Genomic DNA, 22,846 nt, shown 5'->3' with positions numbered 1-22,846 from the left:
AGGTTCTCCTCCCCCACAACTCATCCCCGGCTCTTTTGCAGACAATCAGCGTTCAAGCAGATCTGCTGTCGTGACCGCCTTAATCTTGATTGGAAAACTCTCGGCTGCCGACAGCACAAAGGTATGATGCTGCCGGATCAACTCACCGCAAGCATACGGCTTGTCATGGGTGGTATGCGCATCAGACACTAATTCAATCTCATAACCCAGCACTGCCGCACGCCGCGTGGTGGTATCCACACAAAAATCCGTCGCATAGCCGCAGACGACAAGTTGTTCAATCTCAAGACGATCCAGAGTGGCCTTCAGTACAGTGTCATGGAAGGCGTCCGGCGTCGTTTTACGCACCAAGACATCCCCTTCTGCGGTGATCAGATCGGTATGCAACTGCCAGCCTTCGCTCTGATAGGCAATCTCAGTGTCAGGCTCTTCATGCTGAACAAAAATCACAGGCAAGGCTTTCTCTCTGGCCCATGTGGTGAGCTGGTTAATCCGAGCAACCACGGCATCTGCTTCAAATGGCTGAGGCTCAGGTTCAAAGCAGATAAGCTGTACGTCGATAACCAGAACGGCTGTTTTCATCGTGTGTCCTTACATCATTGTGTGGTGGAGAGAATGGCAGTGATAGTCAGTCAACAAATGCACAATATGCAGTTAAACCCATAAATTAACAATCCTGATGTCGCTATTCACCTCCGGCTAGTTCAACTTTTTCGAACGATCTATTCACTTCGGCACTCTGGTACTGCGCCATAGTCAAAGTAAGATGAAGGCACTTGAAAGGTATTTACTGCGAGAGAGGGAGTCAGTATGTTTCACGCTCACGTGTATTTTGATTTACCACAACTGGATTTAGCGGAGCAGGTGCGCCAGCGCATCATAGCAGAAAGAAAGGCCGATATTCTGGCGATTTACCCGCTGGTACCACGCTTGGTAGGCCCACACGACAAACCGATGTTTGAAATGCATTTTGCCGATAACCAGACAGGATTTATTGATTGGCTGGATCAGCACAGAGAAGGTCTGTCTGTACTGATCCACCCGGTATCAGCGAATGAGCTCAATGATCACACGATTCATGCTCGCTGGCTGGGTAAACAATTACCCGTACACACAGCGATTTTTACAGCTCAACGGTAATCTTTTCCGCCAGAGACATAGCCAGATTATTATCGTAGTACGCCGCTTCATTAATGAAATGCGGGTAAGCTTCATAATCGCCGTCCCAGCAAATCTCACTGCCGTCAAACAGGGTAAAGATAGGATCGCCGCCATGCAGAGGTCTGAAATCATTATCCTGTACATTTTTATGCACCATGCCAATTCGCTCGCCTTGCGCATTTTCTGGCAGTTTTAAGGTTTCTGTGTAACGGAATGCTTCATAGGTCGGCGGTAATTCCGGCAACTGGCCTTTATTATACAGATCGACATAATCCAGGATATGACCTGTCATTGTCTCCATCCAATCCAGCACATCCTGGCGGATGACAGATTGCGGCTGAGGGCCAATCTCAACAATCACACCCTGCTCTGCAATCGAGCAGACAAACTTATGCTCAGCCAGTGGAATTTGATCTTCAAAGACCACTACAGCTTCAGGCATCTGCGCTTTAACATACGCGCCCATTCGGATATTGAAATCATCCGATTGCAGCACAATCAAGGTTGGCCCCATATTGCTGGTTGTATTGTGTAAATCAATGATGAAATCTGTTTTGGCATCCCCTTTTGGTCCCAAAACCGCATTCATGACCTTCGCCCTGCTTTGTTCATAGTTCGCCAGCTCAGGGTTGGCCAGATCTTCTACCGCAAACTGACGGTTCAGATCGCTGTCAAGGTAGCGTTTATTCTCTTCATGCGCTTTGGGATTAGCAAACAGAGTCTGCGTAGTGAAGCTCTCTCGGGTAATACGACTGGCATCTTGCTGCCATTTGCGCAGCAAATAAATACCGCTGAATTCATTCCCGTGAGTACCGCCCACAACGGCTACAGAATTAATGCTTTTCATCCTTATCATCACCACTTGGATTATCAGAAAACTTGAAGAGAATCTCAGTATGCCAGCCTTCTTTGCGGCAAACAAACGAATAAACAGGCGGATTAAAGGCAAATCTATTCAAACGCTTAATGCGTTACCTTGCCTCTCATCGATTTGACCTGCCCACGCTGGGTTTTCTTATCTACCCGCCGCCGCTGAGAGGATTTGGTTGGCTTTGTGGGCTGGCGTTTTTTCTCTTGCCTGCCTGCTGACTGAATCAAGGCCTGCAATCTCTGCAGAGCATCTTCTTTATTCTGCTCCTGAGTTCTGAACTGCTGAGCCTTGATGATAATGACACCCTCTTTGGTTATCCGCTGATCAGAGAGCTGCAACAGCTTTTCTTTATAAAAATCAGGCAAACTGGAGCGCTTAATATCAAAACGCAAGTGTATGGCGCTGGAGACTTTATTGACATTCTGCCCTCCCGCTCCCTGAGCGCGAACGGCGGTAATTTCTATTTCCCAGTCTGCTATCTGTACTGTGTTCGATATATGCAACATAACTACTTAATCGTTTGGACTTCCCTACTGGTATTATCTGGGCCTGAAGCCTGAAATACCAGCGAAAAGCCAAATAAGCCAGCGTGATAACCCTTTCAATCTGTGATCTGCTCTACATCTCGCCTGCGTGGGGATTCATGGTATCCCTAAGTGATCGTATCCTGTCGTCATCAACAATCATTATGTTTTACAACAGTCGGTTATGAATATTTTACTGGGGTATATCGCAGAGTCTGGCCAGTTTTTACGTCCTTGGATCAGTGACATCGCAATGGCCATGATGGCATGCCTGCTCGTGGTGTTTGGCTCAGATATCAATATGATCCTGCGCCGCTATCTGTCGGGGACGAACTTTATCCTGCGCACCTGTGCCTTCATTTTTGTCAATGCATTCGGCTATGGCTTTATGATCATTGCTGCCGCGCCCTGGTTAGCCAGGCAGCTGAGCGGGATGAGTAATGTGTGGCTGTTTACCGTAATACTGGGGACATTCATCTTTCTTGGCAGCTGGGCGCAAAGGAATAATCAGGTGTAAAAAAACCGCCTTAATGAAGGCGGTTAATTTCTTGAGTCGGCCGATTAGAAATTCACGGTCAAACCATCGGTGCCAAGTATTTGGTCCAGCAGTGTGGTATCAATAATCAGGGTATCACCGGCTTGCTCCGGGTCATCTTCATTACCGTTACAAACCAGGTTCAGGTCATAAGTATCTAATGGCAAGTAACCAATCTCATACTGACCAGTGACAGGATCAACAGCTGCCGATGCCAAAGGTTCATTATCAGAACCTAAATCACCAAATTGACCGCCAATGGCTAGTGAATACGCATAGACAAATGCATCAGACAAGTCGCCACTACACAGCGATGCGTCAACCGTGCCGCCAATGGCAGCGACTGCTGTATTATCAACCACACGGACACCACGGGGTTTCAACTGGTAGCCGTTGGCATTAAGTACCATACTTTTGCGTAAATCAAACTCAATGGTATAAGCTTGGGTTGAATCAGCCTCGACAGTAAATCCATCAAGTTTCAGTTCACCGCTCGGGACACGAATACCTTCCACAGCATCACTTTCAGTAACAACATGCGAATAAGGTGTGCCGTCAGTATATGTACCCTTTTCCAGTACAGAGAGTCGCATCTGAGTATATTGACCGGCAAGTAATACTTCATCGCTCAGCACCTGAAGGGCATTTGCACCTTGGTAATCCAGCAGGTCAATCACCATGAACTCAGGATTCCCGTTCGCATCTTCAGGAATAGAAAGTCCATCTGGCACGCACGATGCTGAGCTTTGATCAGCGGCAAAAGACGTTGTTCCCCAAGACGCTTCGCTGCCCCCTGTGTGATGAACCGTAATATTGTCAAATGCTACACAGACTTGCTGTAAACCATCAACCGGGGCGTCAGACATAGCCAGGGAAAGTTTTCCCGTCGACTGGTCATCTGAATCTGAGCCACAACCTGCCAACAGCATACTTACCGTAGCGGCTATCATTAATTTTTTCATTTGGCTGCTCCACTCGCTTTTTGAGCAAGCTTAACGAGTTATTGCAGTCAAAGCATTATCAGCAACGAAAGTTAACAACAAGATGACAATGGCGAGCAGAGAAATGCCCTCAGAGCATAAGACGATGAAAAACAAGCTTCTTATTTATTTCGGGATCAATCCATCCGTATGCAGCCATGCTGCACAGAACGAGGATTTTCAAGGCGATGAAGACAGGAACCTACTGATTGCAGATCCTGATACTGATACTTAACGACCATCGCGGCTGCCAGCAGCAAACCAATCAGCGAGAGACGAGTCAACCACAACCATTGCTTATGCAATGCCATTGCAAGCGTGAACAAACACCCTACAACGATAAGCAGCAAACTTGGTGCAATATAACCAAAAAGCACTCACTCACCTCAAAAATATGCCAACGACCGGAATAATACGGTGTTATACGGAATATTTAAAGATGATTTATACACATTTACATTCACTCATAGTGGCATAATTATTAGGACAAATGACCAGAAATACATCCTTGGACTGAGATCTCACTTGAAAGACTTAAAAACAAAAAAGCCTCGATTTCTCAAGGCTTCTGTGAACAAAGCAACGGCAGAATCCTGAGAATTAAATGACAAGGCCACCATCAATTTTCAGTGTCTGCCCCGTGATAAACGCGGAATTATCACTGGCTAAAAACAATGCACCGTTTGCAATATCTTCTGGCTTACCCATACGCTGCAATGGCGTTTTCGACTTCATATACTCCAGAATTTTTTCAGGCAGGTTAACGGTCAGCGGCGTTTCCACAAAGCCAGGAGCGATACAGTTAGCGCGCACCTGAGCCCCTTTTCGTGAAAATTCCTTAGCCCAGCCCTTGGTCATCGCAATCACTCCGCCTTTAGTGGCGGCATAATTGCTTTGTCCAATATTGCCATCGGTACCTACCACAGATGACATGGTAATGATTGAGCCTGCGCCGGACGCCATCATGACAGGTGCCACTGCCTGCGTCATGTTGAACACCCCTTTCAGGTTCACGTCCAATACCATATCCCACTCATTTTCCGTCATTTTCTCAATCAGGTTATCTCTGGTGATCCCCGCATTATTTACCAGCACATCTACACGACCATAATCTTTTACAATGTTGTCAACAAAGCGACTTACCGACTCCCGGTCACAGACATTCAGCTCAATGGCTTTTACATTTTTGTAAGTTTTCTCCAGTTCAGCCATTGCTGCTGCATTCATATCACAGGCATAGACAATTTCAGCCTGCTGGTTGGCAAAGGTCTCGACAATACAACGGCCTATACCTTGTGCGCCTCCCGTAACAATGCAAACTTTATTGTTCAACATACTTAATTCCCTCTTAGTTCAAAAAACTGAAGCGAAAATCGAATCCAGTGCGGGCACACTGCTTCACCGCTCACTTCCATCATGTTGATTTTAGATGAAACAAATCAAAAGATTACCCTCAATGCTGCAATTCACCTTTGCGACCACTCTAATGAATCTATTAATCAAATCGCCCTGCTGAATACCGCAGCGATAATCATCAACTTTATCAAGACAGTTTGTTACCAATATGACATTAAATTACACACATCGCATTTCTCCCCTGAGCATCCTGTACTATTTCATATAAAACAGAGAATTAGTCGTTATCACTCCCTCGTCATGAACTCTTCACTGGTAATGAAGACGGCGTTTGCTATAAATGTATCAGGGAAGTGCGCAAGGATCAGATGCAGACATGCTTGATAAAGTAGTTTTTTTTCTACACGTAGTGCGACATGGCTCGTTAAGTGAAGCTGCAAAGCAATACGGGATTTCTGCGTCTGCCGGCAGCCGCTGGCTCAATGAGCTGGAAGAAAGCATGGGGGTCAGCCTGTTAAAAAGGACGACGCGGAAAATATCACCGACCCAGGCAGGACAGCGTTTGTATGACAGGTTTAACCTGATAAACGGTGAGATTAATGATGTATTCAATGAAGTTCAGAATCTGAGTAATGAAGATAAAGGCCAGATACGCATAGCCAGCACGCCTTTGTTTGCTAAGCATTACCTTAGCCAGATTATTGGTGAATATGTCCAGCTCCATCCGTCTATTAATTTTGTTGTTCTTGAAACAGCGTTTGAAGTCGATCATGTTCATGAGGTTGACTTTGCTATCCGTGCAAACGCAACCTACAGAGGTTTTCAGGATAAAGACAGTTTGCTGGTTAAACGATCGCTCATCCGTGAACCACTTATCGCCTGCTGTTCGCCCAAATATATCGCACAGTACGGTGAGCCGCGCCTGCCCGAACAGTTAAAGCAGCATTTTTGTCTTTACGCCACGACACTGGTCGGAGGCAATAAATGGATATTTGAGCAACATGGTGAGTACAACTCAGTAGAAATAGCCCGAACCGTTGAAGCTGACGACAGTGAAATACTGAAGAATATTGCGCTTGCCGGAGGGGGTATCGCTTATCTGCCCTACAGCCTGGTCAGTGAAGAATTAAATAACGGGCGGCTTCAAGCTGTTCTCAAAAATTATGTCAGCAGCCAGTTTGAACTTAACCTTTATTTTAAACCCCGTAAGTATATGCCTGTACGTTGTGTCAATTTTAAAGACTATTTAATTGAGCGCGTTGAGGAAATGGACAAAATAAATAAAAAATCCCTGGGATTGCCCGACCCAATCAAAATACGAGTAACAATCTAAATCTGCCATAGATCTTCTGTCATGGTGTTTTCGGTGAATTTCAGGCATAAAAAAACCGGGGAACCCCCGGTTTTTCTTTCATGACATTTCAGTCAGAAATTATTCAGCGCTTGGCTTACTGCGTTCCTGACGCGGAGCGTGGTTACGCTCGCCACGGAAGCTGCCACGATGGTCGCCACCACGGTTGCGATCAAAACGGCGCTCGCCTTCACGACGGCCACGGTTTCCATCACGTCCACCGCGCGGTGCACCATCACGTGGTGCGCCATCACGGCCGCCACGACGGTGTTCACGAAGAACATTGTCTTCAACAACCACGGCTTTCACGTCATTCTGACGAATACGCAGTTTCTTCAGTTGAGCAATGATCTCCGGGGTCATCTTCTTAGGTAACTGAACATAAGTATGCTCAGGAGCCAGTTTGATAGCACCGATATAGTCTTTGCTCAGACCCAGCTCGTTCGCGATAGCACCAACGATATCTTTAACCTGAACACCTTGCTCACGGCCAACTTGCAACTGGTAAGTATCCCAATCGGCATTGTTGGACTGACGGCGCTCACGACGCTCGCCTCGTTCACTGCGCTCGCCACGCTCACCACGTTCCGGGCGGTCACCACGACGATCACGACGTTGCTTCTCACGCTCAATCGCAGCAATCATAGGGTCCGGACCTTTGTAGAACAAAGGACGATTACCTTGCTGACGTTTCAGCAAAATGGCTGCCAACGTGGTCGCATCAACATCCACTGAACCTTGCAGTTTCTCAACCAGCTCAACAAATGCTTCCAGGCTGGCGCTTTCTTTCTGCTCTTCCAGCTCTTTACCCAGACGATCCAAACGCGCCAGAGCCACGTCATCACGCATAGGAAGCTGAATCTCTTCCATACGGGATTTGGTTACACGCTCAATGGTACGCAGCATGCGGATCTGGTTGGTGCGAACCAGAAGAATCGCTTTACCTTTACGTCCGGCACGGCCAGTACGGCCAATACGGTGGATATAAGATTCAACATCGAACGGGATGTCGTAGTTAAATACGTGCGTAATACGTGGTACATCAAGACCACGTGCAACAACGTCGGTAGCAACCAGAATATCGATAACGCCACGTTTGATGTGATCAACCGTACGCTCACGCAGAGACTGAGGAATATCACCGTGAAGTGCCGCTGCTTTAAAGCCACGGGAAGACAGCCAATCAGCCAGTCGCTCAGTATCCTGACGGGTACGGACGAAAACGATTGATGCATCGGTTTCTTCAGTTTCCAGCATACGAATCATAGCTTCGTCTTTCTCTACGCCTTTTACGACCCAGAATTGCTGTTCTACTTTCGCTACGGTACGGTTTTCACCGGCAACATCAATGCGTGCAGGATCGCGCAGGAATCGGTCAACGATTTCCTTCACCATAGGTGGCATAGTTGCAGAGAAAAGTACGCGTTGTGCTGACTCTGGCGCTTGCTCCAGAATCCAGGTAACGTCGTCAACGAAACCCATTTTCAGCATTTCATCGGCTTCATCCAGAATGAAAGTATGGACTTCATCCAGGTGCAGGCGATCACGGCTGATCAGGTCTTTCACACGACCTGGGGTACCCACAACAATGTGAGCGCCAGTCTTAAGCACACGCATTTGATCGACGATAGACGCACCGCCGTAAATTTCTAATACTTTCAGACCCTGGATATTTTTACCCAGGTTCTTAATTTCAGCAGCAACCTGAATAGCCAGCTCACGAGTAGGCGCCATAACAATTGCCTGAGGCTTATGTTGCTTCAGGTTAATTTTGTTCAGCAGAGGCAGAGAGAATGCAGCCGTTTTACCTGTACCAGTCTGAGCTTGACCCAGCGCATCGGTACCGGTTAAAAGAAGTGGAATGGAAGCAGCCTGAATTGGAGTAGGTGCCACGAAGCCCATCGCATCAAGTGCGGATAAAAGAGTGTCGGCCAGTTCTAACTGGCGAAATTCTGTAACAGATTCTTGCATTGGGATCCCAATAGGTAATCGAACGTAAACGGGGCCCCTTTGCCTTTAACACGGTTCAGCAACTGTATCCACAAGCATGGGCCTCGACTAAGGCGCGCATTGTGCGCTATTCAAGTCGAAATTACCAGAAAAAATTGATTGCTGTCACAAATTATAACTTAAGCAATTATTTATTATTCAAACAGCTTGCGATATGTACACTCTGACAAGTTTTCTAGGCATACTGATTCTCATCCCATTGAAAATATTGATTCCTGCCACCTTGTTTTGCGAGATATAACCCCTGATCAGCACCGGCTAACAGCACCTCTTCCTGTATGTCTTCCGCCGGCACTCTGGAATACAGACCCATGCTGATACTGATAACCCCTTGACGCGTACCAGAATGCGGGATCTTTAACTGATTGACGGCCTCAAGCATCTCCTCTGCCAGCAGCCTGAGCGCCTCAGCATCCATTTCCGGTACAAGGCAAACAAACTCTTCGCCGCCATAACGGCTGAATACCGCTTTCTCATGCCGGTTCGCTATATTGTCTAATGTCACCGCGACCTGCTTAAGGCATACATCACCTCTTTGGTGCCCATAGGTATCATTAAAGGACTTAAAATGATCCACATCCAGAATAATAATGCTCAGCGGTAACTTTCTGCGTTTGGCCACTTGCCAGTATCGCTTCAACGTCAAATCAAAAAAGCGCCTGTTCGCCACACCGGTCAGACCATCCTGCATGGACCAGGCCTCCAGGCGCCGGTTAGCGTCTTCTAATGCCTTGTTGGTCTGCTGTAATTCCTGGGTGCGTAAATGCACGCGCTGTTCAAGTTCAGCATTCAGCCTGGTCAATGCTTCATGACTTTGCTTAATCACGATTTGCTGGCCCAGCGCCGCGCCAAATAATTTCATGATTTCTTTCTGGTGATCAGTCAGGCTTCGCTGGCTGATCAGGTTATCTGCTGCAATCCAGCCAATACAGTTGTCACTGTTCCACATGGATATCATGGCATTCCAGCCTGTACCTACCTGCTGCGTACCATAATAAAGAGGCGCATTTTCCTTAACGACGACCACATCTTTGCGACTGAGTGCTTCATGGACCAGCGGATGATCGGGAATATCGTTAACAAAAGTGCGGCGCGACACAACGTTGCCCTGAGGATCAGTGCCGTACGTCCCCTGCATGGTGTACTGCTGCATATCGGTCAGAAAGATAGCTAGCCGGTCAATGCCCAGCTTTTGCCGGCCCAGCTCTATAGCGGTTCTGTACAAACAATCCAGATCGTTGGATTCTGCAAGTGCCAGCGTGACTTCATGTAATTGCTTTAATAAAGACAAGTATTCTCTGAGCGAGTAGTTGCGAACTTCCAGTTCTGCCTCAACACTGCGCCGGCTGATATTATGCGTCAGTGCTTCTTCTCGCAGCATGTGTACGCTGATATCAGACGCTATCAATAACAGCACTCGCTCGAAAGCTTTCAGGTTGTCATCCAGACGTTCTGGGATTGGCGTTTCTGCGTATAAATAGGCAACGATTTTCTCGTGCATAATGATCGGAAAAATCACTCGGCGCCAATCATCTGACTGATCTTTCCAGATGGCTTTGAACGGTGTCGCAGACTGTGCAGAAACGCTCTTACGGGATTGTTTGGATTCTAAAAGTAAATCTGACGGCACACCATTGTAATTCGACAAGGGTAAAGGATGCAGGTAGTACTTAAACTCTTCATTACCCATCCAGCTTGCTAGCACTTTCGATTGGCCTTCATGCTCAACAAGCAATGTCAGATAGGTTAAATCCAGCATATGATGCAGCGTTGAAAGCAAACGATGGCACCAACGCTCCATGTTTGCCTGACGGGCAAGCGTATCAACGAGTTTATCCAACTCATCGTTGAGTTTAAACGGCATGCTTTTCCTTACGCGATTATCTGTCTTATCACTTCATCGTGGGTAGAACAGAGTACAAAATACTCCAGATTGAAAATAATAACGACCTCAGGTGCACACTTCGAAAATTGAAGGATAACTTTCTGCAACATTTGTGACCAATCATTAATATGAACAATTAATGTCCGTTATGCCGCCAGAAAAGCTCACTTAGCTATTGATACATATATCATTGTATATTAAGCCGTTCTGACATTTTTCCGGCAAATGATTGTCCGCATCCTGATAACCAGAATTCCTGCCAGATGAATAGCTTTATCAACAGCACTGACTGCCCTTCATGGCAGCGAAAGCCGGAAAAGTCGGATTACCCTTGGTTTTGAGCCTGTTAATACGTATAGTGTGACGGTTCATAATCCGGGACCAGGCATAATGTTTCAAGATAATCCGCTTTTAGCACAACTGAAAAAACAAATTCAAGAATCGCTTCCTAAGAAGGAAGGCCAAATCAAAGCCACTGACCGCGGTTTTGGTTTTCTGGAAGTCGATGGAAAAGAAAGTATCTTCATTCCACCTAACTATATGAAAAAGGTAATGCACGGCGATCGTGTTGTTGCTGTTATTCGTACAGAAAAAGAGCGTGAAGTTGCTGAGCCGCAAGAATTGGTTGAACAGTTCATGACTCGCTTTATCGGCCGCGTCAAACTGTTCAAAGATCGCCTGAATGTTGTTCCGGATCATCCACAGCTGAAAGAAGCCATCAAAGCCCGCACAGTCAAGGGATTAAACCCTGAAACCCTGAAAGAAGGTGACTGGGTTGTCGCTCATCTGACTCGCCACCCTCTTGTTGGCGATAACAAGACTTTTTTCTGTGAAATCAAAGAAAAGATTACTGATAGCGAAGATAAAATTGCCCCTTGGTGGGTCACGCTGGCACGCCATGATCTTCCTAATGCCGAACCTGCTCCGCAAGAGAGCTGGAACATGCTTGACGAAGGCCTGACACGTGAAGACCTGACTGAGATTCCTTTCATTACGATTGATGGCGAATCAACCAAAGACATGGATGATGCCATTTATACCGTAGCGAAAGAAGATGGCAGCTTCGAGATCACCATAGCGATTGCCGATCCGACGTCTTACATCGAAGTTGGCAATGAGATGGATAAGGAAGCTCGCGAACGCGGCTTCACAATCTACCTGCCAGGCCGCAACATCCCCATGTTGCCGCGCGAGTTGAGTGATGAGCTTTGTTCTCTGATGGAGAATGAAAAACGCCCTGCCCTATGTTGCCGTGTAACGGTTGATAAAGACGGTGTGATTGGCGACGACATTACTTTCTTTGCGGCATGGATCCGTTCGCAAGGCCGTTTAAGCTACGATGATGTCTCCGACTATCTGGAAAATGGCAGCTCAGCAAACTGGTCTCCTTCTGCAGTTATCGATGAGCAGGTACGAGCCCTGCAGGCTTTTGCCAATGCCCGTAGCGAATGGCGCAGCAAAAACGCCGTGGTGTTCCCGGATCGTCCGGACTACCGCTTCGAATTGAGCGAAGACAACGATGTGATCGCAATACATACCGATCCTCGTCGCACTGCGAACCGAATGATCGAAGAAGCCATGATCACCGCGAATATCTGTGCCGGACGTATGCTTCAGGAAAAATTCGGCAAAGGTGTTTACAACACTCATGCCGGCTTCAATCCTGAAAAGCTTGATACCGCCATGGACTTCCTGACCACTGCAGAAGCACCGTTCGAAAAAGAGCAGTTGTTGACGCTGGAAGGCTTTAGCGCCCTTCGCCGTTGGCTGAACACGCTTGATACCACTTATCTGGATAACCGACTGCGCAAATTCCAGGCCTACAGTGAAGTGGGCAACACGCCTGCACCGCATTTTGCAATGGGCCTGGATGTCTACGCAACCTGGACATCTCCGATTCGTAAATATGGCGATATGATCAACCACCGGATGCTGAAAGCAGTTATTTCCGGCAATGCACCTGCACAAACGCCAGATGACAATATTGGTGAGGAAATTGCGACACATCGCCGTAATCACCGCATGGCTGAACGTGATGTGGCTGACTGGCTGTATGTTCGCCTGCTCAAAGACGCCGTTCAGGAAGGTACCGTCTTTACCGCGGAAGTGTTCGACATCAACCGTGCCGGCATGCGTGTTCGCTTGCTTGAAAACGGTGCTTCGGCCTTTATTCCTGCGCCACTGATTCTGGACAATAAGCAACGTATCGAATGTAACGGTGATCTGGGCATCATTAATATCGATAAAGTACGCGAGTTCCAGCTGGGTGATCACTTCGACATTGTCCTGACAGAAGTGCGTGAGACAACACGTCAATTGGTTGCCAAACCTGTTAAGCAATTCCCTGAAATTAACGCTCAGGAACCCGAAGAAAATCAGGCTGAAACCGAAAAAGCGTGATAATCCCAAGAACCAGGTTGGAGCTCTCCAACCTGGTTTCACTCTCCAATCTGAATAGTCATACATACACTCTGGTATTCCATGTCGTATCTCCAAAACGTTGAACAATGGCTTGATAATGTCGTCATTGGTTTGAATCTGTGCCCGTTTGCTGCAAAACCACGCAGAAAGGGACAAATTCGTATTGCAATTTATGAGACGGATTCTCTGGAAACACTGATGGAAAATATCTATCAGGAATTAATACGTTTAGATGAGACACCAGTGTGTGATCTTGATACAAGCCTTGTCGTATGTCCTAACGTTTTACAGGATTTTGACGAGTACAATCAGTTTCTTGATATGGTGGATGCCTTGATTAGACAGTGCGACCGGGATGGTATCTATCAGGTAGCCAGTTTTCACCCAGATTACTATTTTTACGGGACTAAGCCAGATGATGCTGAAAATCTGACAAACCGGGCACCATACCCCATCTTCCACCTGATTCGTGAAGATAGTATGGAAAAAGTGCTGGCTCACTATCCTGATCCTGAAGGAATACCTGAGCGCAATATTGAAAAAATGAATGCATTATCTGAAAAAGACATTCGTCGTCTTTTCCCGTTTTTATTTAGCAAACCCTAAATGACAACCAAGGGCTTATCAATTTCATACTTCTAACCTATGAATCAAAAGAACTCATTGACCAACCTTATCGAGTGTAAGCATTCAAATGTGTTGGGATTAAGCATTAAGTTAGCTATGATATCTCCTTGATAGGGAATATTGTAATGCATACACTCTCATTTTCAGTATTTAGAAACGCCAAAATGCGTTTCGCTCTGCCTTTGGTCCTTGTGGCAGGCACTTTTGCGGCTCATAGCGACATCGTTGCTATCATGTCGCAGCACGTTGATGTTTTACTACTGCTTCCCTACATACTGTTGAGTTTGGTAATGATGCTGTGTCAGCCATTCAATCAAAGTAAGACTGGGATCAGTGCGATGCTGATGCTGCTTGCCTACTATCTGATCCAGCAAAACCTGCAGGCACCACTTTCTCAGTCGCAAACCGGGCTGACGTATATTTTACTGGCAGTACTGCTGCCGCTTAACCTGTTCCAACTTCACTTCATTCCTGAAAGGCGGCTTTTCTCGCGCTTTGGTTTGATCTACCTTAGCGTGCTGGGCCTGCAGCTTTGCTGGGGCTGGTTACTGATAAACCACGTAAATCCTGAACGTTATAACGCCACCTGGCAGATGTATTTTTATACCTTAGGTGAGTATTCGCCGTTGCCTTTGCTCTTGATTACAATGATTGTGGCTCTGGTTTGTGCCAGCGCTTCTATTATTCTGAAAAGAAATCAAGGCTATGATCAGGCAACCTTCATCTGTCTGTTGTTTACCGGGCTAACGCTATTTCAGTTCCAGCAACCCTATATTTCCAGTATTGCCTTTACAGCCGCTTCCAGCCTGCTTTTGCTGAATCTGATTTCCTGTTCGCATGAATTGGCTTTCATAGATCCGCTAACCGGCATACCCGGACGCCGGGCAATGGAAACTGAGTTAAAACACCTTGGCCGCACATACACACTGGCAATGCTGGATGTCGACCATTTCAAGAAATTCAATGACAAATTCGGCCATAAGACGGGTGATGATGTACTGCGTTTAGTTGCCCAGCTACTCCTTAATATCAATATCAAAGCGGATGTTTATCGTTATGGTGGCGAAGAGTTCACCATCTTGATTAAGGGAAAGACCAAAAATCAGTGTCTTGATGCTCTTGAAGAATTACGCGAAGCCATTGCAAGCTACCCTATGCACATCAGAGATTTCGAAAAACGGCCTTCTGATGATGAAGACGGCAAGCGTAAACGCGGGAAGAGCAAGCAATCCGAAGTGGTACAAATTACCGTCAGTATCGGTGTCGCCGACAGCCTGGAAGACTCCAGAACCGCCAACGTTTTGAAAGTGGCAGACAAAGCGCTGTATAAAGCGAAGCAAAACGGCCGCAATCAAGTTGTGTAACACGCATACTATTCGCAGTTTAAAGCACAAAAGCCTTATCAGCCTGATAAGGCTTTTGTGCTTTTCTGGTACAGGGAAACGAGAATAAAGTAAATGCTTTGATCAACGAACCAATAATCACCACCACCATAGGCGATGGTTTAGGAGTGGCAAATAAAAAGCCCAGTGAAAACACCGGGCTATGGTTACCAATCAAACCACTGTCTGTTAATAAACAGAGAGAAGGTCCAGCTATGCAGCAACGCCAATAATGTGAGAGAAGTGACTTAACAGATCGGCGGCCAAACCAAAGCTAAGTATTCATCTCGGGAGTGGCCTGCACCTAAGTGAAAGCAGGCCTGTTTATAATTATCCTTTTACTCCTCCGGCAGTCAGACCACCGACAAGAAATTTCTGAGCCAGCAAAAATACCAGAGTAATCGGTAATGCGGACAACACAGCAGCGGCTGCGAAATCACCCCATAGATAATTTTGCGGATACAAATATTGCTGCATTCCAACAGCTAATGTGTAGGAATTTACATCACGTAATAACAAGGATGCAACAGGAACTTCGGTTACAGCGGCAATAAACGAAAGAATAAACACTACAGACAGGATAGGTACAGATAACGGCAGCAAAACCAGCCTGAACGCCTGCCACGGACTCGCCCCATCTAAGGCGGCAGCTTCTTCCAGTGAATTGTCGATGGATTCGAAATACCCTTTAATTGTCCACACGTGCAGCGCAATACCTCCCATGTAAGCAAAGATCACACCGCCGTGAGTATTCATGCCAAGAAACGGAACATAGGCGCCCAGGCGGTCGAACAATGCATACAGTGCTACCAATGCCAAAACTGGCGGAAACATCTGTAATATCAGCATAGCACGCAGAATTTGGCTTTTACCGGCAAAGCGCATTCTGGCAAAAGCGTAAGCGCAAGTTGTGGACAATGCCACAATTCCGATGGCAGTGAGCCCGGCAACTTTCACAGAATTCCAAAGCCAGGTCAGTACCGGAAACGGCGGCAATGTTTTACTGCCATCGGCATGTTCGACCGCAATCCCTAACGCCAGTTTCCAGTGCTCCAGCGACGGGTCGCTTGGGATCAGTTCACCAGAGGCATAATTCCCTTCACGGAAGGAAATAGCGACCACCATCAACAGCGGCAACATGATCAGCGCCAGAAAGCACCACATTGCTATATGAGTCGCCCAAACGCGATATTTCAAAGATTTTGGTTGTACCATCGCCATGAGTCTTCCCCTTACTCAGCATCCAGTTTTGTGAATTTCATATTCAGTAACGACAAACCGCCTACCAGCAAGAATATCAATGTGGCAATCGCCCCTGCCAAACCAAAATCCTGTCCGCCCGCACCTTCAAAAGCAATACGATAGGTATAACTCACCAGAAGATCCGTATGACCGGCAGGCACGCTGGTGCCAAGCATATCCGGGGCGCCGTTTGTCAGCAGCTGAATCAATACAAAGTTATTAAAGTTAAAGGCAAAACTGGCAATCAAGAGTGGCACCATAGGTTTTACCAGCATAGGCAGCGTAATGCGGAAGAAGTTATCCAACGGGCCCGCACCGTCCATGGCGGAAGCTTCATACAAATCATCAGGAATGGCTTTCAGCAGGCCCATTGCCAGAATCATCATATAAGGGTATCCCAGCCAGGTGTTCACAATCAGAATCATGGTTTTGGCCAGAAACGGATCGGTGAACCATGACGGACTCAAGCCAAACAGACCTTGCAGTACCTGATTAATTTCGCCAAAACTTTGATTAAACAGGCCCTTGAATATAAGAATCGAAATAAAGGCAGGTACGGCATAAGGCAAAATAAGCAGCACGCGGTAAAGAGCACGTCCTTTCAATGCCTCCCAGGACACCACCTGCGCCAGTACGACACCAACGGCCAGCGTGAACACAACCGTCAGGGCCGAGAATACTATGGTCCAGATAAAGATGCTGACAAACGGCCCCTGAATGCCGGGATCGGTAAATATCCGGGTGAAGTTATCCCAGCCGCTGTTGACGATAAAGCCCGGCGACATTGACTCGCCGATAAACTGCCCTGCCTCGTTGACTTCCTGATAATAACCCGTCTCCCAATTGGGTTTGTACACCTGCTTGGTCTGTTGATTGATCAGCGTTTCGCCATCGCCTTGCAGTGCAAAAAGTGACTGGCTGGCGGCAAACTTACGCAATCCCGACATTGTCAGGTTATCGCCGTTTGGCAAGCTGACGACCAGAGCGCTCAGCTGCTGACGGTTCTGAATCACTGTTTTTAGTGGCGCCGCATCTGTCGACGGCTGCTGGGACAGCGACAGGCTTAGCGATTCAGGCAATGCCTTCAGGTCAATGGGTTCACTCAGATACCAGCCATCCTGAGTATTGAGTGCTAACTGGTAGCGCCCCTCCTCGCCATACAGAGAAAAGCTATAGCTTTCACCTGTCTGAAAGGACTGTTCCATTAATACTGACTGGGCGCGCTGAAAGCTGAGTTGGTTACTCCCGCTGTAGTTTGTGAATGAGAGGCCAACGGTATACACGAGAGGAAAGATGATAAACAGAATCATCCCGGCGACACCCGGATAAATATAGCGATGCGCATAAGTGCTCTTGCGGGCAAACACATAAACGCCCAGAGCTGTCAGAATAAGGGTTAATAATGCAAACGCATATTCAGCACGTGCATACATAAGTATGGTGGCATAACCGTTAATGGCGCTCACTCCGCCCAGCGCGGCCCACTTGAGCCAGGTTCGCAGGGCAGGTTTGTTTTTTGAGTTCATTGTCATATCGGTAGCGTCAAGGGCCAGTTCGGCAACATGATGAGACGGCATCAGCGTTCCTCGCAGTACGTCTGAGGAAGGAGCAAGCAGGTGCTTGCTCCGATAGGTAAGTTTACTTGGTCATTCGATCAGCAACAGTATTTAATGCGTCTTCAACAGACTGACGCCCGTTAACCACATTGTTAATCGCTGCTTTCTCTGCATACCAGAAAGAAGACATCTGAGGGATATTCGGCATGACTTCACCGTTCATCGCATTCCCCATAGTCGCGGAAATACGGGCATCCGAACTCAGCTCTTCCTGAAACGAATTCAACGCAACCGCACCCAGCGGCGTGTCATTGTTGACAGTACGCAGGCCGTCGTTAGTCAGAAGATAGTTTTCAATAAACTCAACAGCCAGATCTTTGTTTGGCGAAGCAGAGCTGATACCTGCAGTCAGTACGCCAACAAATGGCTTGGACGGATTGCCATTCAGTTTAGGCAGCATGGCCACGCCATAATTAATGCCTGCTTTATCAATGTTCGCCCAAGACCAGGGGCCATTGATTGTCATAGCCACATCGCCTTTGTTAAAGCCAGCCTCAGCGATGGCATAATCAACGTCAGGGGCAATCACACCTTTATCAACCAGGCTTTTCACAAAGCTCATTGAGCGCTTTGCGCCCTCGTTGTTTACGCCAACATCTTTCGCGTCATAGCCGGAAGCGGTGAATTTAAAGGCATAGCCGCCGTCAGCTGCAAGCAGGGGCCAGGTAAAGAAGGGTTCTTGCAGGTTCCACATGATGGCGCGTTTACCTTGCTTTTTCAGCTCAGCATCCAGGGCAACCACGTCTTCCCAGTTCTTCGGCGGTTCAGGCAGCAAATCTTTGTTATAAATCAATGACAATGCTTCTACCGCAACCGGATAACCTACGTATTTACCGTTGTACGACACGGCATCCCAGGTAAAATCAGCAAACTTGCTACGGTAGGCATCAGAAGGTTTCACCTCTGCCAGCAGGCCTGCCTGAGCGTAGCCACCAAAACGGTCGTGCGCCCAGAGTACGATATCCGGACCGTCACCGGTTGATGCCAGCTGAGGAAATTTCTCCTCCAGCTTATCAGGATGCTCAACCGTGACTTTGATGCCCGTGTCAGCTTCAAACTTTTTACCCACTTCGGCCAGGCCGGTATAGCCTTTATCACCATTAATCCAAATAGTGATCTGACCTTCTTCAATGGCAGCGTGCGCTGAAACAGAACTGAGTGCGGCAAGGGTACAGAGTGCGACAGTACTGAGGACTTTCTTCATTGTTATATCCTTCCAGATGGTTATCGTTGCGTTTTCAATCGGCAACACATTTTCCAGCCTCTATCATCTATCAGCCATTCCTATGAAGCATCATCCCAGGCGCTACGCCCCCCATAACGCAGAGCGGAAATCGTGATCCTTATCATTTACGGGGGTGACCAAGTTCAAAAAACAACGATCATTCGTGACAGAGAGCACATACTACTTGCAATGATTTCAACAGGCAGCATGTCGCCTGAGAAAATGTGATCTGAATACTCCTCCCCCGCTCATCCCCCTGAGAAGAATAGTTCAGGGAGGATGTTGTACTAAGGCATTTTCCGCACAATAGCATCAACCTCAGCAAGGCTTGAGCGTGTTCAACGGTAAACTGTCTTTTTATTGTTGACTGTTGCTGTATGAAGCAACATTGATGTCCACCACTTGGCATCGTCACACCTGCGAGAATGTTGGGGAAGTCATTTTCGCAGTTTACGGGTAGCAGCCACTCCAATGCCGCTGTACTTTGGGCGCTACCCTGTTTTTTCTACACCGACTTTACTGGCACGCATAATGACATCTACCATAGTGCGGGCCAGAGACAAAACATAGAGGGAAGCCAGATGGCGAGTGTCACTTTACGCAATGTTAGTAAAGCTTATGGCGATAACCTGATTTCAAAAAACGTCAATCTGGATATCGCTGAAGGAGAATTTGTGGTGTTTGTCGGGCCATCGGGCTGCGGTAAATCCACTCTGTTGCGCTGTATTGCTGGCCTGGAAGACATTACCTCCGGTGATTTATACATAGGTGAACAGCGTATGAATGATATCCCACCTGCCCAGCGCGGTGTGGGTATGGTCTTTCAGTCTTATGCGCTTTATCCGCACCTGAACCTGTTCGACAATATGTCGTTCGGAATGAAACTGGCGAAAGCCGATAAAGCAGAAATTCGTAAGCGGGTAGAAAACGCCGCCGACATTCTTCAGTTAGGCCACCTTTTGGAGCGCAAGCCCAAGTCTTTGTCTGGCGGACAGCGCCAGCGTGTCGCAATTGGCCGTACTCTGGTCGCGCAACCCAATGTTTTCCTGCTGGATGAACCTTTGTCCAACCTGGATGCATCCCTTCGTGTGCAAATGCGGATTGAAATCGCCAAACTGCATAAGCAACTGGGCTGCACCATGATCTATGTGACCCATGATCAGGTTGAAGCCATGACAATGGCAGACAAAATTGTAGTGCTAGACGGCGGTTTCGTCTCTCAGGTGGGTAAACCGCTTGAGTTATATCATTACCCTGAGAACCGCTTTGTTGCCGGCTTCATTGGTTCACCGAAAATGAATTTCATCAGCGTGTTTGTCGAGCAGGTTGAAAAAGAACGTGTGATGGTTCAACTGGCGAACGGCACCACATTCTGGATTCCAGTCGATGGCACCACTGTCACCCGCGGGGATCGTATGTCACTGGGCATTCGTCCTGAACACCTGCTTTCTGGTGATGAAGGGGATGCCACAGTCGAGGGTGATATTCAGGTGGTCGAAAAGCTGGGCAACGAAACTCAGGTGTATCTGAACCTGAAAGGGGTTGATGCCGATTTCGTTTACCGCCAGCCTGACATACTGGATGTCGATGCAGGCCAGGTGCTCAAAGTTGGTATTCCGGCGCATCGCTGCCACCTGTTCCATCGCGACGGCAAGGCATGCCGCAGACTCTTCCAGGAATTTGGCGTGTAATCTCAATCCGTCCAGCATCAGTTCATCTGCCTTCACTTTGGCTATAAAACTGAATCCACACCATTTTCACCGCTAAGCACCGGGAAGCCAGTCATGCTTCCCGGTTTCTTTATTTCTCATACTTCTAATACGCAGCAAATCTATACAAGATAGAAATAAACAGGTGGCAGATTTTACAGTATGCTTGTTAGTGGAACGTGTCAGGAAGACACTGACTGGCACTGTGTCACAGCGATTGAGCCGGAGGTCACAATGAGTATCCGAGAACGCATTGAAGACATTGAACTACGCCTCACAGCCGCCTATCAGGAGGGAGATTATCAGCAGGTAAGAATGCTTGAACACCAACTGAAAGAAATTCGTGGCCAGCGCAGTATTGTGGATGATAAAGAACCTTACACCCCGGAAGGTCGCTTCTATCCCGATGATGGAGAGTAATTACCACCAGTAAGATATTCCTCAGCCCGGCCTGATTATGGCCGGGCGAATTATCACCGGGAATCGCCAGCATTTCTGGAATTGGCGGGGCTGAATTGGCGGGAAAGATGTCAAACACACCAACCAGTCCCCGATTTCCAGCAACCGCCCAATCACCTAGTTCATGACACTTTAATTGCAGTCCATCGGCTAACCGCCTTCAAAATCGTAAACATCGTATCACTTACAGACGTATTTTCACTGACGCGCTTAACAGTCATTTTACCGCCGAGTAAGTCACTCAAAGGCGGTGGCACCCATGTCCGATTTGAATAAAAAAGTGTCCGATTTGCGAAATACATCTCGCCCTCAAAACATAACAATGCATTCAAACGAACAATAAAAGGTCGATCATAATGACAACAATGCGCCGTCGACAACGACGCCTCAGAGCGAGTCCTCATCTTCGAAAACTCGTTCAGGAACACCAGATCGGTATTCAGGATTTAATTCAGCCTCTTTTTATCGAAGAGCAGATCACAACCAATAAGCCTATTGATGCGCTGCCGGGGTTAGTACGCTATGCAGAGCAGAATGTGGCACAGGAAGTTCGTGAGTTGTACGAGCTCGGCATCCGTTACGTGATGCCATTTGGCATATCGCATACAAAAGACAGCCAAGGCTCTGATACTTGGGATGAGCATGGCTTACTGGCACGTATGATACGGGCGATAAAGCAGGCATGCCCAGACATTGTTGTGATCCCCGATATCTGTTTTTGTGAATACACCACACACGGCCACTGTGGTGTGATTCACCGAGACGATGTCGATAACGATGCCACATTAGAAAATTTAGCCAAGCAAGCTGTGACCGCAGCAAAAGCCGGAGCTGACATACTGACTCCTTCAACCATGATGGATGGCCAGACACAGGCGATTCGTCAGGCTCTCGATCAGGCCGGTTACCATCATGTCGGCATTTTGGCTCATTCAATGAAATACGCTTCTGCATTTTACGGCCCATTTCGCCAAGCAGTGGATTGTGAATTATCAGGCGATCGTAAAACCTATCAGGCCAATCCGACAAACGGTAGGGAAGCACTGATTGAAGCTTCAATGGATGAACAAGAAGGTGCCGATATCTTAATGGTCAAACCCGGCACACCCTATCTTGATATTGTTCATCGCATCCGTGAAAACACCAACCTGCCCGTTGCCGTCTATCAAGTCAGCGGAGAGTACGCGATTCTGCAACATGCGATAGAGGCTGGTCTTGTCGATGAACGGCAGTCAGTTATGGAAACCATGCTCGGTTTCAAACGTGCTGGTGCGGATATCGTGGTGACTTACTTTGCCAGACGCGTCGCTCAATGGTTACAGGAGGATAACGATGTCAGTCACTAGTCAAAGCGTGACCAGATGACTTCGGTTCTTACTTCTGTAAAAAGCACCCTGATCTGATCCAATACTTTTGGACACCGCGTTAAGTGAGTAAAATGACTTATCGAGGTGAATATGACAACCAAAAAGACCCGCAAGACCTATACCGG

20 protein-coding genes and 1 pseudogene are annotated in these 22,846 nt (G+C 47.5%); 9 read left to right on the top strand and 12 right to left on the bottom strand.

What is annotated here, in order from left to right; all coding sequences use genetic code 11:
* Positions 1-45 precede the first annotated feature (45 nt).
* Positions 46-582, bottom strand: a complete 537-nt coding sequence (locus tag P0Y67_RS11750) for a cysteine hydrolase family protein (protein ID WP_342392003.1) — start codon at positions 580-582, stop codon at positions 46-48.
* A gap of 228 nt (positions 583-810) precedes the next feature.
* Here P0Y67_RS11750 and P0Y67_RS11745 point away from each other — a divergent pair, with 228 nt between their 5' ends.
* Entirely contained in the window at positions 811-1,140 is a 330-nt protein-coding gene (locus tag P0Y67_RS11745; protein WP_027251558.1) for a DOPA 4,5-dioxygenase family protein, read from the top strand.
* On the opposite strand, the gene P0Y67_RS11740 is transcribed toward P0Y67_RS11745, so the two are convergent.
* Together P0Y67_RS11740 and arfB are read right to left on the bottom strand one after the other, a co-directional pair.
* The gene (locus tag P0Y67_RS11740) at positions 1,124-2,008 is read right to left on the bottom strand and encodes an aspartoacylase (RefSeq protein WP_311567564.1); all 885 of its coding nucleotides are present in this window, start codon (positions 2,006-2,008) and stop codon (positions 1,124-1,126) included. The two genes, P0Y67_RS11745 and P0Y67_RS11740, sit on opposite strands and share 17 nt — an antisense overlap.
* A 116-nt stretch (positions 2,009-2,124) precedes the next feature.
* Positions 2,125-2,538, bottom strand: coding sequence for an alternative ribosome rescue aminoacyl-tRNA hydrolase ArfB (gene arfB / locus P0Y67_RS11735; protein WP_342392002.1), 414 nt, complete (start codon positions 2,536-2,538; stop codon positions 2,125-2,127).
* Positions 2,539-2,740: 202 nt separating this feature from the next.
* On the opposite strand from arfB, the gene P0Y67_RS11730 reads away from it, so the two are divergent.
* The gene (locus P0Y67_RS11730) at positions 2,741-3,073 is read left to right on the top strand and encodes a DUF3392 domain-containing protein (RefSeq protein WP_337110927.1); all 333 of its coding nucleotides are present in this window, start codon (positions 2,741-2,743) and stop codon (positions 3,071-3,073) included.
* Between the two features lie 44 nt (positions 3,074-3,117).
* Here P0Y67_RS11730 and P0Y67_RS11725 read toward each other — a convergent pair whose 3' ends face one another.
* From P0Y67_RS11725 to fabG, 3 genes are all read right to left on the bottom strand, one after another.
* Entirely contained in the window at positions 3,118-4,053 is a 936-nt protein-coding gene (locus P0Y67_RS11725; RefSeq protein WP_342392001.1) for a DUF4382 domain-containing protein, read from the bottom strand.
* A gap of 155 nt (positions 4,054-4,208) precedes the next feature.
* The gene (locus P0Y67_RS11720; RefSeq protein ID WP_155804819.1) at positions 4,209-4,448 is read right to left on the bottom strand and encodes a hypothetical protein; all 240 of its coding nucleotides are present in this window, start codon (positions 4,446-4,448) and stop codon (positions 4,209-4,211) included.
* Between the two features lie 223 nt (positions 4,449-4,671).
* Positions 4,672-5,406, bottom strand: a complete 735-nt coding sequence (gene fabG / locus P0Y67_RS11715) for a 3-oxoacyl-ACP reductase FabG (protein WP_342392000.1) — start codon at positions 5,404-5,406, stop codon at positions 4,672-4,674.
* A gap of 397 nt (positions 5,407-5,803) precedes the next feature.
* On the opposite strand from fabG, the gene P0Y67_RS11710 reads away from it, so the two are divergent.
* On the top strand, positions 5,804-6,760 hold the full coding sequence (locus tag P0Y67_RS11710; RefSeq protein WP_342391999.1) for a LysR family transcriptional regulator: 957 nt from the start codon (positions 5,804-5,806) through the stop codon (positions 6,758-6,760).
* Between the two features lie 99 nt (positions 6,761-6,859).
* Here the strand turns inward: P0Y67_RS11710 and P0Y67_RS11705 are convergent, their stop codons facing one another.
* The gene (locus P0Y67_RS11705) at positions 6,860-8,749 is read right to left on the bottom strand and encodes a DEAD/DEAH box helicase (RefSeq protein WP_337110924.1); all 1,890 of its coding nucleotides are present in this window, start codon (positions 8,747-8,749) and stop codon (positions 6,860-6,862) included.
* 214 nt (positions 8,750-8,963) lie between these two features.
* Entirely contained in the window at positions 8,964-10,652 is a 1,689-nt protein-coding gene (locus tag P0Y67_RS11700; RefSeq protein WP_342391998.1) for a sensor domain-containing diguanylate cyclase, read from the bottom strand.
* A 411-nt stretch (positions 10,653-11,063) separates the two neighbouring features.
* On the opposite strand from P0Y67_RS11700, the gene P0Y67_RS11695 reads away from it, so the two are divergent.
* The 3 genes from P0Y67_RS11695 (at position 11,064) to P0Y67_RS11685 (ending at position 15,085) form a co-directional block, all read left to right on the top strand.
* On the top strand, positions 11,064-13,073 hold the full coding sequence (locus tag P0Y67_RS11695) for an exoribonuclease II (RefSeq protein ID WP_342391997.1): 2,010 nt from the start codon (positions 11,064-11,066) through the stop codon (positions 13,071-13,073).
* Positions 13,074-13,154: 81 nt separating this feature from the next.
* Positions 13,155-13,700: a DUF1415 domain-containing protein gene (locus P0Y67_RS11690; protein ID WP_342391996.1), complete on the top strand. Its 546-nt coding sequence runs from the start codon at positions 13,155-13,157 to the stop codon at positions 13,698-13,700.
* 185 nt (positions 13,701-13,885) lie between these two features.
* The gene (locus tag P0Y67_RS11685; RefSeq protein WP_342391995.1) at positions 13,886-15,085 is read left to right on the top strand and encodes a GGDEF domain-containing protein; all 1,200 of its coding nucleotides are present in this window, start codon (positions 13,886-13,888) and stop codon (positions 15,083-15,085) included.
* Between the two features lie 19 nt (positions 15,086-15,104).
* On the opposite strand, the gene P0Y67_RS11680 is transcribed toward P0Y67_RS11685, so the two are convergent.
* The 4 genes and pseudogenes from P0Y67_RS11680 to malE form a co-directional block, all read right to left on the bottom strand.
* Entirely contained in the window at positions 15,105-15,281 is a 177-nt protein-coding gene (locus tag P0Y67_RS11680; protein WP_342391994.1) for a hypothetical protein, read from the bottom strand.
* A 152-nt stretch (positions 15,282-15,433) separates the two neighbouring features.
* Positions 15,434-16,324 (bottom strand): maltose ABC transporter permease MalG, encoded by an 891-nt coding sequence (gene malG / locus P0Y67_RS11675; RefSeq protein ID WP_337110917.1) that lies wholly within the window; start codon positions 16,322-16,324, stop codon positions 15,434-15,436.
* 11 nt (positions 16,325-16,335) lie between these two features.
* Positions 16,336-17,835 (bottom strand): annotated as a pseudogene (gene malF, locus P0Y67_RS11670) (maltose ABC transporter permease MalF); the annotation flags it as partial.
* A 148-nt stretch (positions 17,836-17,983) separates the two neighbouring features.
* Entirely contained in the window at positions 17,984-19,165 is a 1,182-nt protein-coding gene (gene malE / locus P0Y67_RS11665; protein WP_342391993.1) for a maltose/maltodextrin ABC transporter substrate-binding protein MalE, read from the bottom strand.
* Between the two features lie 602 nt (positions 19,166-19,767).
* On the opposite strand from malE, the gene malK reads away from it, so the two are divergent.
* The 3 genes from malK to hemB all read left to right on the top strand — a co-directional run bounded on the left by malK (position 19,768) and on the right by hemB (position 22,700).
* A complete protein-coding gene (gene malK, locus P0Y67_RS11660) occupies positions 19,768-20,877 on the top strand; it encodes a maltose/maltodextrin ABC transporter ATP-binding protein MalK (RefSeq protein WP_342391992.1) in 1,110 nt (369 codons plus the stop codon).
* A 252-nt stretch (positions 20,878-21,129) separates the two neighbouring features.
* The gene (locus P0Y67_RS11655; protein ID WP_337110914.1) at positions 21,130-21,315 is read left to right on the top strand and encodes a hypothetical protein; all 186 of its coding nucleotides are present in this window, start codon (positions 21,130-21,132) and stop codon (positions 21,313-21,315) included.
* Between the two features lie 395 nt (positions 21,316-21,710).
* Positions 21,711-22,700 carry a porphobilinogen synthase gene (gene hemB / locus P0Y67_RS11650; RefSeq protein WP_342391991.1) on the top strand — a complete coding sequence of 330 codons (990 nt, stop codon included), beginning with the start codon at positions 21,711-21,713 and terminating at the stop codon, positions 22,698-22,700.
* Positions 22,701-22,846: the final 146 nt, after the last annotated feature.

The sequence above is a fragment of the Photobacterium sp. SP02 genome (genome assembly GCF_038519165.1).
GTDB classification, from domain to species: domain Bacteria; phylum Pseudomonadota; class Gammaproteobacteria; order Enterobacterales; family Vibrionaceae; genus Photobacterium; species Photobacterium halotolerans.
This window is presented reverse-complemented; position numbering and strand designations above follow the sequence as displayed.

Bases quoted from the DNA above. Each gene is read 5' to 3' on its own strand.
- P0Y67_RS11750 (WP_342392003.1), bottom strand. From the start codon at position 582: ATGAAAACAGCCGTTCTGGTTATCGACGTACAGCTTATCTGCTTTGAA.
- P0Y67_RS11745 (WP_027251558.1), top strand. From the start codon at position 811: ATGTTTCACGCTCACGTGTATTTTGATTTACCACAACTGGATTTAGCG.
- P0Y67_RS11740 (WP_311567564.1), bottom strand. From the start codon at position 2,008: ATGAAAAGCATTAATTCTGTAGCCGTTGTGGGCGGTACTCACGGGAAT.
- arfB (WP_342392002.1), bottom strand. From the start codon at position 2,538: ATGTTGCATATATCGAACACAGTACAGATAGCAGACTGGGAAATAGAA.
- P0Y67_RS11730 (WP_337110927.1), top strand. From the start codon at position 2,741: ATGAATATTTTACTGGGGTATATCGCAGAGTCTGGCCAGTTTTTACGT.
- P0Y67_RS11725 (WP_342392001.1), bottom strand. From the start codon at position 4,053: ATGAAAAAATTAATGATAGCCGCTACGGTAAGTATGCTGTTGGCAGGT.
- fabG (WP_342392000.1), bottom strand. From the start codon at position 5,406: ATGTTGAACAATAAAGTTTGCATTGTTACGGGAGGCGCACAAGGTATA.
- P0Y67_RS11710 (WP_342391999.1), top strand. From the start codon at position 5,804: ATGCTTGATAAAGTAGTTTTTTTTCTACACGTAGTGCGACATGGCTCG.
- P0Y67_RS11705 (WP_337110924.1), bottom strand. From the start codon at position 8,749: ATGCAAGAATCTGTTACAGAATTTCGCCAGTTAGAACTGGCCGACACT.
- P0Y67_RS11700 (WP_342391998.1), bottom strand. From the start codon at position 10,652: ATGCCGTTTAAACTCAACGATGAGTTGGATAAACTCGTTGATACGCTT.
- P0Y67_RS11695 (WP_342391997.1), top strand. From the start codon at position 11,064: ATGTTTCAAGATAATCCGCTTTTAGCACAACTGAAAAAACAAATTCAA.
- P0Y67_RS11690 (WP_342391996.1), top strand. From the start codon at position 13,155: ATGTCGTATCTCCAAAACGTTGAACAATGGCTTGATAATGTCGTCATT.
- P0Y67_RS11685 (WP_342391995.1), top strand. From the start codon at position 13,886: ATGCGTTTCGCTCTGCCTTTGGTCCTTGTGGCAGGCACTTTTGCGGCT.
- malG (WP_337110917.1), bottom strand. From the start codon at position 16,324: ATGGCGATGGTACAACCAAAATCTTTGAAATATCGCGTTTGGGCGACT.
- malE (WP_342391993.1), bottom strand. From the start codon at position 19,165: ATGAAGAAAGTCCTCAGTACTGTCGCACTCTGTACCCTTGCCGCACTC.
- malK (WP_342391992.1), top strand. From the start codon at position 19,768: ATGGCGAGTGTCACTTTACGCAATGTTAGTAAAGCTTATGGCGATAAC.
- P0Y67_RS11655 (WP_337110914.1), top strand. From the start codon at position 21,130: ATGAGTATCCGAGAACGCATTGAAGACATTGAACTACGCCTCACAGCC.
- hemB (WP_342391991.1), top strand. From the start codon at position 21,711: ATGACAACAATGCGCCGTCGACAACGACGCCTCAGAGCGAGTCCTCAT.